At 51.1% G+C, this 12859-nt stretch carries 13 protein-coding genes and 4 pseudogenes; 3 read left to right on the top strand and 14 right to left on the bottom strand.

The features are described from left to right. The first annotated feature begins 134 nt into the window (after positions 1–134). The 3 genes from BHV64_RS08585 to BHV64_RS08575 all read left to right on the top strand — a co-directional run bounded on the left by BHV64_RS08585 (position 135) and on the right by BHV64_RS08575 (position 3006). Positions 135–1070 (top strand): glycosyl hydrolase family 18, encoded by a 936-nt coding sequence (locus BHV64_RS08585; RefSeq protein WP_229100551.1) that lies wholly within the window; start codon positions 135–137, stop codon positions 1068–1070. A 95-nt stretch (positions 1071–1165) separates the two neighbouring features. After that, the gene (locus tag BHV64_RS08580; RefSeq protein WP_229100552.1) at positions 1166–2101 is read left to right on the top strand and encodes a glycosyl hydrolase family 18; all 936 of its coding nucleotides are present in this window, start codon (positions 1166–1168) and stop codon (positions 2099–2101) included. Positions 2102–2334: 233 nt separating this feature from the next. Then, on the top strand, positions 2335–3006 hold the full coding sequence (locus BHV64_RS08575) for a hypothetical protein (RefSeq protein WP_015546359.1): 672 nt from the start codon (positions 2335–2337) through the stop codon (positions 3004–3006). 148 nt (positions 3007–3154) lie between these two features. Here the strand turns inward: BHV64_RS08575 and BHV64_RS08570 are convergent, their stop codons facing one another. The 14 genes and pseudogenes from BHV64_RS08570 to BHV64_RS08505 form a co-directional block, all read right to left on the bottom strand. After that, positions 3155–3580 carry a TraQ conjugal transfer family protein gene (locus BHV64_RS08570; RefSeq protein ID WP_288115739.1) on the bottom strand — a complete coding sequence of 142 codons (426 nt, stop codon included), beginning with the start codon at positions 3578–3580 and terminating at the stop codon, positions 3155–3157. Between the two features lie 11 nt (positions 3581–3591). Then, positions 3592–3996: pseudogene (locus BHV64_RS08565) on the bottom strand (DNA N-6-adenine-methyltransferase). A 59-nt stretch (positions 3997–4055) separates the two neighbouring features. Further along, positions 4056–4946 (bottom strand): DNA cytosine methyltransferase, encoded by an 891-nt coding sequence (locus BHV64_RS08560; protein ID WP_288115738.1) that lies wholly within the window; start codon positions 4944–4946, stop codon positions 4056–4058. A gap of 6 nt (positions 4947–4952) precedes the next feature. After that, positions 4953–5543 carry a conjugal transfer protein TraO gene (locus BHV64_RS08555; RefSeq protein WP_288115737.1) on the bottom strand — a complete coding sequence of 197 codons (591 nt, stop codon included), beginning with the start codon at positions 5541–5543 and terminating at the stop codon, positions 4953–4955. 2 nt (positions 5544–5545) lie between these two features. Continuing rightward, positions 5546–6445, bottom strand: a complete 900-nt coding sequence (traN, locus tag BHV64_RS08550) for a conjugative transposon protein TraN (protein ID WP_288115736.1) — start codon at positions 6443–6445, stop codon at positions 5546–5548. Between the two features lie 7 nt (positions 6446–6452). Then, positions 6453–7031, bottom strand: a pseudogene (gene traM / locus BHV64_RS08545) (conjugative transposon protein TraM); the annotation flags it as partial. A 24-nt stretch (positions 7032–7055) separates the two neighbouring features. Continuing rightward, a complete protein-coding gene (locus tag BHV64_RS08540) occupies positions 7056–7655 on the bottom strand; it encodes a hypothetical protein (RefSeq protein WP_015546365.1) in 600 nt (199 codons plus the stop codon). A gap of 3 nt (positions 7656–7658) precedes the next feature. Further along, positions 7659–7889 (bottom strand): TraL conjugative transposon family protein, encoded by a 231-nt coding sequence (locus tag BHV64_RS08535; RefSeq protein ID WP_244076886.1) that lies wholly within the window; start codon positions 7887–7889, stop codon positions 7659–7661. Then, a complete protein-coding gene (traK, locus tag BHV64_RS08530; protein ID WP_288115735.1) occupies positions 7879–8502 on the bottom strand; it encodes a conjugative transposon protein TraK in 624 nt (207 codons plus the stop codon). Before traK ends, BHV64_RS08535 begins: the two co-directional genes overlap by 11 nt. 15 nt (positions 8503–8517) lie before the next feature. Next, on the bottom strand, positions 8518–9516 hold the full coding sequence (gene traJ, locus BHV64_RS08525) for a conjugative transposon protein TraJ (protein WP_441294229.1): 999 nt from the start codon (positions 9514–9516) through the stop codon (positions 8518–8520). A 26-nt stretch (positions 9517–9542) separates the two neighbouring features. Continuing rightward, positions 9543–10169 carry a DUF4141 domain-containing protein gene (locus BHV64_RS08520; RefSeq protein ID WP_195559907.1) on the bottom strand — a complete coding sequence of 209 codons (627 nt, stop codon included), beginning with the start codon at positions 10167–10169 and terminating at the stop codon, positions 9543–9545. A 2-nt stretch (positions 10170–10171) separates the two neighbouring features. Then, complete coding sequence (locus tag BHV64_RS08515; protein WP_018697357.1) at positions 10172–10573, bottom strand: hypothetical protein; 402 nt, start codon at positions 10571–10573, stop codon at positions 10172–10174. A 4-nt stretch (positions 10574–10577) separates the two neighbouring features. Then, positions 10578–12275, bottom strand: a pseudogene (locus BHV64_RS08510) (TraG family conjugative transposon ATPase); the annotation flags it as partial. A 94-nt stretch (positions 12276–12369) separates the two neighbouring features. Next, a pseudogene (locus BHV64_RS08505) lies at positions 12370–12859 on the bottom strand (group II intron reverse transcriptase/maturase); the annotation flags it as partial.

The following is a 12859-nucleotide window of genomic DNA, read 5'->3' as shown; positions in this document are numbered from 1 at the left end:
GCATCAAATATGTGTTCAAAAGTTTTGAATGGTCATATCATACTGACAGACACCAGTATTACAACGATTTTAGCACCCGAAATGACCTATACGCCTAATTCTCAAACCTCAACCTTTTAACCAAAATTAGCCTTATGAAAAGACAATTCTTATTCGCAGCCTGCACCTTGTTCGCTGCATCCGCATTGTTGATGACCTCGTGCCAGCAGGCCGAGGAACCCATCGCAAACGACCCGACCGATCAGGCCGGCCCGATGACCCGCGCGGCAACGCTCGGCAACTTCTACCGCGTTGTTTACGTGGAAGTAAACGACGTCAATCCTCTCAACGCAGGAGAATATCTCCTGTCGGACGGCACTCCGTTCTTTACGCACGTCATTCTCTTTGCATCCAACATCCGCGGCGACGCATCGGGCAACGTTCACAACTACAACAACCCGAACAACGCCGCAATTCTCGCAAATCCGTCAACCTACATTGCTCCGCTTCAAGCCAAGGGCATCAAGGTGATTATGGGCAACCTCGGCGACCACACCGGAGCCGGCTTTGCAAATCTTACCGCAGCACAAATCGGCACTTACACGGATGATCTGGTTGCCTACGACAATATCGTAGACGGCTACGATTTCGACGACGAATGGGCGGAGTACGGAACCCGCGGCTATCCCTATGCTAACAGCACTTCGTACAGCAACATGATTATCGCGCTGGCAGGCAAGACCAACAAGTCGATCAGCGTATTCGATTGGGGTAACACCGGTACGCTCTCATCCACGGCTATCAGCCATCTCGATTGGGGCTGCCAGGGTTCGCTGAACGGCTATGGGTTCAATTCGTCGTTCGCGGCTAGCAAATACCTGCCGCTGTTCGTAAACCTGACCAGTCCGCTTTCGGACACCGCAATCAGATCTCGCACAACGCAGGCCAAGAACGCCGATGCACGTGGTATCTGTTTCTTCAACCTGCCGATGTCGCCCTATCGCCTTTCGTCGTTTAACGCAGCAGCCCAGGCTTTCGGTGAAACCGTTACGCACACCGGAACGACCTACACGAAAGACTATGGCAATTAATGTTTTACGCAAAATGAGAAGAAATAGGTTGTGATTAAAGTGTCCGCGCACCGCGAAAGTGGTGTGCGGTTTTTCATCCTAAACGAACTACGACTATGAAAAGAATGATAATAGCGTGTATGCTGTTCGCAGCAGCGGCATACACTTTTACAGCCTGCAATAGCGCAGAAGAACCCGTCATAGCCCAACCGGACGGACAAACTACCCCCATGACCCGCGCGGCGACAATAGAAAACTTCGCCCGGCATCTGATCGTGGAAGTCAACGACGTAAATATCCTCAATGCCGGAGAGTATTACCTTTCCAACGGCGAACCGTTCTTTACCCATGTGGTGATCTATTCGTCCAACATCCGTGGAGATGCCAACGGGAATGTTTATGCCTACAACAATCCCAATAACGCAGCTATTCTCGCCGATCCCGACAAATATATCAAACCGCTCCAGGCAAAAGGTATCAAAGTCCTGCTCGGCTATCTGGGCGACCATACCGGAGCCGGGTTCGCAAACCTCACGAATCAACAAGCAGAATCGTTCTGCAACCAGATTATCGAGGTCGGGGAGGCCGCCGGTGTGGACGGCTATTTCCTCGACGATGAATGGTCGGAATACGGAACCCGCGGCTGGCCACCGGCAAATTCAACCTCATTCAGCAATGTTATTCTGAAATTGCGAAACAAAACCGACAAAATAATTACCCTGCTGGATTGGGGAAATACCAATACGCTTTCACCCGAAGCCGTAGCATGTATCGACCTGACGCACCAAGGTTCATTGAACGGTTATTACCTATCTTCAATGTTCCCGGTATCACACTATCTTCCGTTCAGTATAGATTTAAGAGGCCCATTAAGTGATAGTGCGGTCAAAGTTCGCACGATACAATCAATGCGAGCCAATGCCGGGGGTATCGGTATTTATGATTTGCGTATGGAACCTACGCGCCTTTCAACATTCAATGCCGTAGCGTGGGCATTCGACCTGACCTGTACACATACCGGAGTAACTTACCCCAAAGATTACGGCAACTGACCGTAATTACACCCCGGAAACAATGCACGTGAAGAAAATAGGAGAAGAACGGCAAAGATAGCCGTCCTTTCTTGTTATCATTGGCTTTTAAAATCACTCTGACACATTTTTATATTATTCGAGCCATGCACGAAAAAAATTCAGTCCTCAAACATATCACAGGTATTTGAAATTCAACAAATAAAAGCTATATTTGTTATACTGCTTTCTCTTTTTCATAAAACTTGTAACGTATGAATCTCAAAAGAAAATATGTGTTCGTGTACTTCAATAGAATTGAACTATGCAGCACACCGGAACAAGCTATCTATTTCATCAATTCCCTTATAAATCCGAGAAGTGCGAAACAACTGAAATGCAGCGAAACAGCAGAGTGTCGGATATACGCTATTTTCTTTGGCGAAATCGTGGGAAACGAAGCCGGAACCGTCGATTATTTCATTTATAAAACCAAAAAATATTCGGGATTGAACATGCTCCAAACAACGGGCACAGGTTCAACGCACATAAACTATTACCCGGCATTGGCCGACACTCTGGAAGAACACAACCGGCTTTATCAGACACAACTCGAAAAAATAAATCTGGAACGATTCGAACAGAATAAGGAATTAGTAAACAAGCGTCGGCAGGAGTTATCCGAAATCCGGGAGGGAATATATGCTGTACGATATTATTTCTATTTGACAGTATACACGAATGAACGCGGCACGATCAAAGGAATAGAATTGTATAAGGGAAACTTTTTTGCCAAAAGTGGCTACGATGCTTATGAAAAAATGGTGGAATATCTTACTAATAAATATAAATACAATCCTCGTGTAGCCCATCTCCGGCTACCCCGTGCCGAATGTGGTGATTTTCAATTTGAATATATTAAATACCACCTCGATTATGCGCTATGACAAATCAACGGCAATATTCAAAGGGCAACAAACGAATAAAGAGGGCTTTAAACAACATGAGCCCGGTGCAGTACCGAACTCATGCTATCTAAATTAATATTAATCCGGCCAATCTTTGGGGTGCACTTCATACCGGCCGCCTTTTCCCTTACATTTCACTTTCAAACTCGATCTGCAATTCCCGTGTCTGGCCGAAGTTATCCATGACGATGAATTTCAACGTTGAATTTTTGTCCGACGTGCTGCGGTAGTAGAGCGTGAAAACCCCGTCCTGCAGGTCGGCAATATCATCCAGAGCGCAGAACTCCCGGTTTACCAGCCGTGTATTGCGGGTGTCGTAAACGATGCCCTCGCCCTCGATCTGAACGTAACCGATTGAAAACTCCGCATCGGCATAAAATCCCTCACGGGTTAGGTAGAAACGAATTTCGACAGGCTCCCCCGGCTTGATGGTCTTTTGCAGATACCAGGTCGTTATGCCGAAATCATAGGCTTGCTGCACGTCGATCTTATCGTTACACGAGAACAACGACAGCAGCGCGGCAAAGATGCCGCAGATTTTTATTTTTCGCATAGCTATTTATTTTATTTATTATATCCCTTGAAAACTACTACCATGCTCGGAAACGGTGCGGGATTATTCTGACCTCCGAATTTCAGACGCCCCTTAATAAACCGTATTTCTGTTGCCCGGTGGTAAATAAAATCGTGGAAATAGCGCGTATCCGTGCGGGCCGGAATCAGCATTACGACGATTGTTCCCGGTTGTTTCGCTTCCTGCCAGCACTTGATAACCCACGCCGCAATATTACGGCCGTAAGGAGGATTACAAAACACCGTTTCGCCCTTTCAGGTTTGTAATAATCCGTTTGTCTGCTCTGTATAGTATTTCTTGCACTTTGCATTTTCAGGACTTGCACAAGGATCGAGTGTGAAGTGAAATTCCGCGTCGAGCGCATTGAAAAAATCCATAGGCGTAGCCCAGTCCATCCGAACGGATGAAAACATTGTTTTTCTTGTTTCTTCTTTCATAAATTGAATATAATAAATTACAAAAATGTCGTTTGTTTGATTCTCGCAGCTACCTTTTCCACAATCGGCGGGCTGACGGCGTTGCCCAGCAACGAATACCGTTGCGTGCGGGAAATCTCCCGCACCTCTCCGTCATAGACGCCATAGCGCGTAAAACCGTCCGCAAAGCCCTGCAACCGCTCGCACTCCGTTTCTGTCAGCAACCGCAGCCGCCCCTCATGGATAGCTTCCAATGTCCCGTCGAATTGTTCGCCCCGCTGGAGTTGCAATACATAGGTAATCCAATTCGAGGTTTGTCCGTAGGTCTTTACAAGCGTACCACAACAATCTTTATCCTCCGGTCCATCTTCTGCCTCTTTTTCAGACGAGAAAACACTTTCGCAGACAGGAAATACTTTGTCCCGGCATTTTTCTGCAAGACGCCCGACAAGGTAGATTCTCTCCCGATTTTGGGGTAATATCCATGCAGTATTAAGCAGTTGCCATTCGATCTGATAAACCCCAATGTCGGCAAGGGCCTTGACGATAGCCCAAAAATCCCGGCAATGTCGTTCGAAGAGGACGCCCTTAACATTTTCCCAGATAAAAATGTCAGGTCTAAAGTAGTCAATGGCCTTAATCGCGTACCGTATGAGTGAACTTTCTGCTCCTTGCAATCCAAGGCCGTTTCCAGCAGCGCTGAAATTCTGGCAAGGCGATCCGAAAGTGATAATATCGGGACGTTCAATGGAAGTTCCTGTAATGTCGCAGACTGATCCGACGTGTTGTGCATGTGGAAAATTGTGTTTGAAGTTAGCAACGGCATGACGGTCTATCTCCGAAAAATAGACCTTATCAAAGGTAAATCCCGCTTGCCGAAGCCCCAGCGAGAAACCCCCGATGCCTGAAAATAATTCCAGTAGATTCATGCGCGGTTAATTGATGATGAATTTGAACCCGAACCCGATCTGCGTGTGAAAGGTCCCGACCGTGGACCCGGCCAGCACCCGCTCCCGGACGCTCACCAAGAACACGACCTTATCGCACAGATAAGTTTCGACTTCGGCCGTAAGCGCCCCGCCGTACAGGAAACAATCGGCATCCCGGAGCCTTGCCCCGTCATGCAGTAGTTTGTTGCCCCAATTCGATGATTCGTACCCGGCAAGCGCCGAGAACCCCACCGACAGCACGACGTTCCGGCCCCGGTCTGCGGTAAGCGGAACGAAATATCCGGCTTCGCCCGTGAACTGCGCTTTGGGCACGACCTCGCCTCGGTAAGTGTAATCCTTTTGCAGATATTCCAGCCCCAGGAGCCAGCGCGTCGAATTGCGGTTGTATCTGGAGAACGCAACACTACCGTAGAAGTTGGCCCGCCGTCCGGCTTTCACGAACGAAAAACCGTCCACCCAGCCCGCCGTGATTTGGATTCCCTTTTGTTTGGGAAGCCCCCGCTGCGCGTGTGCCTGGCCGGGCCACAGCCCGAAAAGGCACACCGCCGCGAGTGCTATGATGATGTACTTTCGCATGACTACCGGGTTTTCAGATCGTTAATGAGTTTCGCTCCGACCAGTTCCCCATTAGCGATGTTGAACGACTGATGCCGTCCGCCGCCCTTTTCGAAGATTTCGACCGTCAGCACCTTGTCGTCCGGAAGCGTCATTTTCGGGAATACGAACACGTTGCGAACGGTCGCTTTTCCGTCCACGGTGTTCTGCTGGCTGAACACCCGCACCGGATTCACATAGGTTTCCTGAACAGCCGTTCGTTTGGCGACTTTCTTATCCACGACCTTGAAACGGATGAAATCTATGTCGTAGGACACATTCGACATGTTACGCACGGCGATATGGAAATACATGAGGTCCTTGTGAATGTAGACCCCTTTCAGGAGGGTTTGAATCCCGAACTGTTTGGAGCCGACGGACTTAATGTCCGCAGCGTTTTTCTTGTAGATAGAATACATGATTCGATTTACCAGCACGGGTGTTTCGCCGCCCAACTCCGAGAGCCTGACGAACAGGCGGTCGTTGGCATACTCCGCCGTAGGGTTCTTGCGCAGCCAATCGTCCATTTCCACGGATAGCTGCCCCGGCTCGTCGGCGTAGGTTACATTGAACGTGTAGAAACACCCGTCGGCGGTTATGACCGAGAAATTCGTTTCGCCCGGAAATCCCGCGACGGCGGATTTGATGCGCACGACATTTTCCGCGCCGCTGGCACGGCCCGCGATGATGTCGTTGCTGCCCAGATCGACATACTGCACAGCCGCCGGAAACAGGACATGCACGGTTTTGTTATACGTTACTTCGATGTCGTAAGGTGCGACAATTTGATTCGTGGAAAAGGTTTTGTTTTCAGCCGCACCTTGTGCGAAGCTGCCGAGCGACAGGCCCACGGCTGCCGCGAATGTCATAATAAGATTTTTCATGTTTGCTTTACTCTTTTGAAATTAATAATAACTGATAACCTGCTTTGAGGTTGATTTTTACCTCCCGCATCTTTGCGTTCAGGTATTGACTGCCCGCGGACATTGCACCCCGCACAAGGTCCATTGCGGCCTGCTGCCCGGCGTTGTGCGTAACCGATATGCTCGATATGCCCGACGAACCGACGCTTGCCACGGCTTCTTTGGCCGCTTCGTGCTCTAACGAGGTCGGGATATTAAGCCCCGGTTGTCCGTCCGTGTCGTGCGCCGTGAGTTGTACGGGGATGATGTTGCCCCCGCTTTCGATGCTTTTCACGGTGATAGAAAGCCGCTGCCCCTCGATGCCCGCCACGCCGAACACGACCGTATTCGTCGGCAGGACATAGCGTGCAACCTGCATTGGCTCCAGCAGCCGCAGCCGGACAACGGCCCCCGCCGTTATGACCTGATCGGCGTCAATAGCCGCGCGGATTGCGTTGCGGTTCTCCGCGACACCCTCTCCGACGGCGGTGTTGAATCCGTAGTTGCGGGGCTTGCCGTATTGCGCCATGAACGCCGAATCGCTCACAGGCTGCGACAATCCCGAAACTGTTCCGTCCGCCGTGCGGTGCGCTCATGCCGCGCGGTCTTTCGACTTCTCGGAGGTCGTCCCCGGTTGCGGTTGCGCCTGCGGCTGGCCGCCCAGATACTTGGACGCAAGGGCATAGCTGCGTTCCATGTAGTCCAGCGGGTCGGGCTTTTTGCGTGACTGTTCCAGTTCGGCGGAGAGTTCCGCGACCTGCTTTTTCAAAGCCGCGATCTGCGGGTCGGGCCGTGGCGTGGCATAAAACGAGTTCATTTCCCGCGTCAGGTCCCGGTAGGTGTTGCGCGACTGCGCGATCTGGTCGGGCTGGGCCTGTTCACGCTTCGGGGCCTGCACCGTATCGCCCGACAGCGAGAAAGTACTTTCGGCCAGCGTCCGCACACGGGCGTCGTGCTGTTCGTTCATCTGCTCGCGCTCCATCGCTTTCTGCTTGTTGCCCTCGATATTCTGTGTCCGGCCGTCCGGGATGTTGAAATTCAACCCGCCGACCGTGGCGGGGGCTTGCTCCCCGCTGCCGCCGAAGATCAGGTACAGGCACAGCACGAACGGCAGGCACAGCAGCGCAATGACGAGATATTTGTTTTTCTGCGGGGCGGATTGTCCGCCCGGATTCTTGGTCTTACCTAACATAGTTTACGGTTTTAATGGTACTGATACTTCGATGTGTTGTGCAGGCAGCGGTTCGGAGTGCCCCGAAAGGCTGCTGACGATCATCCATATATCCACGGCTGCGAACAGCAGCAGCGCGGTAAGGACGATATACAACCGCTGGCGCGGCGTGCGTTGCTCCAGATAGTTCTTCAGATGCTCCAGCGCCCGGTCTTTCACCTCGCACAGAGGTTTGAGAATGTGCTTACCTATCATAGCGTCCGAGGTCTTTATTCTCCAATACCGTGAATCGTTCGATAATGAACCCCTGCGGGTTGTTGTCCGAACGAACGGTGTTGATAAGCTGGCACGAGGTGACAAGGCTGCGCTCGGTGATATAGCTTTCGCGGATGATCTGCTGCCGGGCATAGGTTCGAAGTTCATAGGGATAGTCGTTGAAGTTCCCGGCGATGCTGTCTACCACAATGCGCTGGCTGACGTTGCCCGCGATCAGGCGATTGAAGAACCCCTTTTCCGAGAGGTCCCGGTAGTACGCAATCGCCGACTTGTCGGCCAGCATCATGGCACGGTTGACGTTGCTTTCGATGGCCGCCTTATCCGGGGCGAGCGTGAAGAACAGTTCGTGAAACCGTTTGACATGCTCGCGGGCTTCGACGGGGCGGTTTTGCCAAAGGTCCTGCGACAGGGCCAGCATCAGGCTTTTGCCGTTGTCCAGCACGTAAATCTTCTGACGCTGCTTTTCAGCGAAGCTGTACGACCTCCATACGGCGACGACCGTAATCAGGGCACACAACCCCAGAAACGCCATCGAATAACGACGTAACTGCTGGTAGGCTGTTTCGATGTTTTTTAATGCTTTAAATTCCATGTTTTACAAGTGTTATTATTTCATCAGTCCCCCGGACACATTGCCCGTGGCGGCTCCGGCAGCTCCGGCGGCGACGTTTGTAGCTCCGCCGAAAACACCCGTAACCTTTTTGTTGTAGGCCCCGGTCCCTGCGGACTGCACAATCCAGCTTGCAACGGTCGGAATCGTGAAATAGCCGATAATCGAGATAAGCAGGAAAATCAGGTAGACCGAGTTTGCCGAATCCGGCAGGAACGAGTGTTCGCCGATCAATTCGATGTCCCGGTCGAGCGACAAAACCTGAATCTTCGCAAGCATGGCGCTGAACAGGTCGGCGATAGGCAACCAAAGATAGACCGAGATATAGCGCGAAAACCAATAGGTCAAGGTCGATTGAAATCCGTCGTAGATGCTGATTGCAAAAGCAATCGGCCCCAGAATCGTAAGGATCACCAGATAGAATGTTCGCAGGGTGTCGATCACCAATGCCGCAGCCCCGAACAGGATTTCCAACAGCCACCGGAATAATTGAAGCACCCAATATTTCGTACTGAAAATATGCGTTACCTCATACAGCGTATCCATGACACTTTGCGTAGGAACATCCAGCCCCAGCGCCCGCAATTCGGCGTCGTAATCCTCGTTCGGGTCTATTACGCCGTATGTCTTGCGGCGTACAGCTTCCTCCCATTCCAAACGGTCTTTCTTCTTTTGAAGTTCTTTCATATCCAGCAGTTGATCTTTCAGGATATGATTCGTGCCGACGACCAGCGGTTTTAAAATTCCATTGATCGAATTGACGACGATAGGACGAAATCCGATAATACACAAGCCGATAACGAACGGCCGCAGCAGACTGAATACGTCGATGGCATCGGCCCGCGCAAGGGCCTGCCAGACCCGGTAGCTGATATACAGCAGCGCACCCAATCCGGCGACGGCCGTAGCGAACGTGGCAATATCGTCCGTTAGGGGCGTCATCTGGTCGTAGAGGTTGCGAAGAATTTTATGCAGGCTGGTGAAATGAATATCCATCCCGTCAGATAAAGGCATTACCATAGCTACCAATATTTTTCGTCCGCCGAACCGTATAAATCCAACACCCGCTGCGTATCGTTTTTCCGCTGCGAACGCAGGTACGAAACGGAGATGTTTTTGCGCGTGTAGTAGACCATCAGATCGCGCGTGTGCGTGAGTTCGCCGTGCGCTTGGTCGATGCGGTCCAGTCGTTCCTTATCGGTCATGGAGTAATCCGTCGGATTGACGATTTCTTTCAGGTCTTTCAGGGAGTTCATGCCCCTTTCCAGAAGTTTATTATACCCCGCGGCAATGGCCGAAAGTTCCTGCGACGAAAAATTGTCGTCCGTGAGCATTTTGTCGTAACTTGTTACGTAGATGTCCGAGAGTTCCCCGACCAGTAGAATGGACTGCTGCACCTTACGGGCATCCCGGACAAGGTGCGTAACATTGCGCAGGCGGTCATAATACTCCTTGCCCTGACGGTAGATTTTCATGGTTTCCTTGAAGTTGCCGATCATATTCTCCGCCGTGGTCGAAGTCTGCACCAGCTCCGTAACGGAATTGACAATGCTTTGCGTAATGTTGGCCGCATCCGTCACCGGAATCTGCGCCCGCGCCACTCCCGACAGGAGCAGCGCGGAGAGAAAGGATAAAAGGATTCTGCGCATGGCTATCCGAAAATTTGATCGTCCCGCAGGAATGTCCCGTAGCCGGGAAACGTAATGCTGTCATGCAGCGGGTTCGTGGTGATCGTATGCTCCACACCGTCGTAACAGGCTTTCAGCATGTCGCCGTCCACGCGGACAAAGACCCGCAGCAGGCGCGTCCGCTTGCGGTTCAGCGGCGGGGCGTAAATTGCCGCATTGAATCCCTCCGGCAGCTTGGAGATAATAAGTCCCCGGTTAAGGTCCGGGGTCGTCCAACCGCCGCAGATGTAATCCCTGCGGATTTCCGCACGGCTCACCCGCACGTCGTCGGCGACGGCGGCAAGGCTTTCGGCAGCATGGCGAAGCGTCGCCGAAAGATGTTCTATGGCCGATTCGATTGCTCTTTTTTTCTTACTCTTAAACATAATTTTAATTTTTAGGTTCGTGTTTTTCTTTGTTTTCGGCGAGTTGTTTGATCGCCAGTTCGATGTCCCCGTCCAGCTTGTCGGTGAGCGTGAACAATTCCATTTTCTCCCTTTCTTCCGTGGTGTAGGTGTAGTACTCGGCCGCGCTGACCTCCGTAGCGTAGACCGCAGACTGAACGCCGCCCATTCCTATCCAGACCTCCTTATACTTGCGCTTCGGGTCGTTCGCAAGGTTGATAGACAAGATTTGCGATTTCTCCTTATCGGTCAGCCCCAGCAGGTTTTGGATTGCGTCGAACTTATTCATGTACTTGCGCATGTCCAGCAGGATTTTCGTGTCGGAGTTGTTGATGATCGCCTCCTTTACAATCGGCGAGGAAACAATATCGTCGATCTCTTGTGTTACGACGAGGATTTCGCCGAAAAATTTGCGAATCGTTTTGAATAAATACTTGATGTACTGGCTCATAGATGCGCTTGTCAGGGCTTTCCAACATTCTTCGATCACGATCAGTTTGCGAACGCCTTGCAGCCGTCGCATTTTGGAAATAAAACACTCCATGATAATCAGCGTCGTAACGGGCAACAGTATCGGGTGATCCTTGATATTGTCCAGTTCGAACACGATAAAGCGTTTGTTCAGCAGGTCGATGTTCTGTTCCGAGTTGAGCAGGTAATCGTATTCGCCGCCCTTATAGTAGGGTTCCAAGACGTTCAGGAAATTCTCGATGTCGAAATCCTTTTCCCGGACACGCTTGCGTTCGAGCAATCCGCGATACTCTTTGTCGATAAATTCGTAGAACGTGTCGAACGACGGGCGCAGGTCGTCACGGTTCTGGATTTGCTGAATATACAGGCTCACAGCGTTTGACAGCGCGACTTCCTCGGAGCGGCGCGGAGGTTCATTGTCCCGTTTCCACAGGGTAAGAATCAGCGTCTTGATACTTTCGCGCTTCTCAACGTCGTAGATATTATCGTCGCTGAAAAACGGGTTGAAACTGATCGGATTGTCCTCGGTATAGGTAAAATAAATTCCGTCCTGACCGCCCGTGCGATGGTTGATTAATGCACACAGCCCTTTGTAGCTGTTTCCCACATCGACCAGGACAACGTGTGTGCCCTGTTCGTAGTACTGACGAACCAAGTGATTGACAAAGAAAGATTTGCCACCTCCCGATCCTGAAATGACGATACGATTCCTGTTGCAGATTACACCCCGTTTCATCGGCTCGTCGGATATGTCCAGATGCAGGGGTTTACCCGTAATCCGGTCCACCATTTTTATTCCGAACGGCGACGGCGAATCCCGGTAATTCGTTTCCTCCACGAAAAAGCACAGGGCTTGTTCCAGGTAGGTATAGAAACTTTCCTCTGCCGGGAAGTCACTTTCGTTGCCGGGAATCCCTGCCCAGAACAGCGCCGGAACATCGACCGTGTTATGCCGCGGCTTACACTCCATCGTCGCAAGCTGCGACCCCACATCCGACTTAATGCGTTTCAACTGCTCCGCATCGTCCGACCACGCCAAGACATTACAATGACACCGCACGGGCGTCAGGCCCCGGCTATGTCCCTCGTTCAAAAACTGATCGAGCCATTCCTTGTTGATCTGATTGGCGCGGCTATACCGGGACAGCGATTGCAGGTTCCGGGTACGTTTCTCGAACTGCTGGAATGTTTCGGCAGGATTGTCCAGAAAAATGTCGAGTAGGTCGGGAGCATTACTGCTCCCTTCCCCTCTAAGAACCGTACGTGATACTTTCGCATCATACGGCTCAAGCAACTCAAAGTTTCTATTATGAAACCGGCTCATAAGCTCTAATTTTACGGGTAAGTGTACGACTGCATCTGTCATGGGCGATGATTTTGGATTTGCCGGACTTGTCGGATAACTCCGCAATAGTCCAGATTTTATCCGCGTCGATTATCTCGCCGCACAACGGACAACGCTGATTTTGTTTCTCCCACATTCTGAGAAAGCCCTGTTTGCCTTTGAGAGAGCTTAACATTTTCATCCTGTTACGCATCTCAAAGTATGGTCGCCATTCCGGGTCGAATGGGTTGGCTTTGCTGCGGATTTTGATAGGCTTGGTCTTCGTATCAATATCGGATAGATACTTCAGTGTGTACGGAAATGGTTTCCCGTTGTTCTTCAGCATCGTACCGAATGTCCACGCCCGGCCTTTCTTCGACAGAAAATACCTGTTGTAAACCCACTTCTTACCCTTGTGGCGGTGGCGGCGTAATGCCCACGCCCACAGTTTGTAGAAGATCTGTGCGTCTGCG

Origin of the sequence: Alistipes sp. 56_sp_Nov_56_25, from assembly GCF_001915285.1 — a bacterium.
GTDB lineage: Bacteria > Bacteroidota > Bacteroidia > Bacteroidales > Rikenellaceae > Alistipes > Alistipes shahii.
The sequence above is the reverse complement of the archived record's forward strand: the minus strand, read 5'-3'. Positions and strand labels throughout refer to the sequence as shown.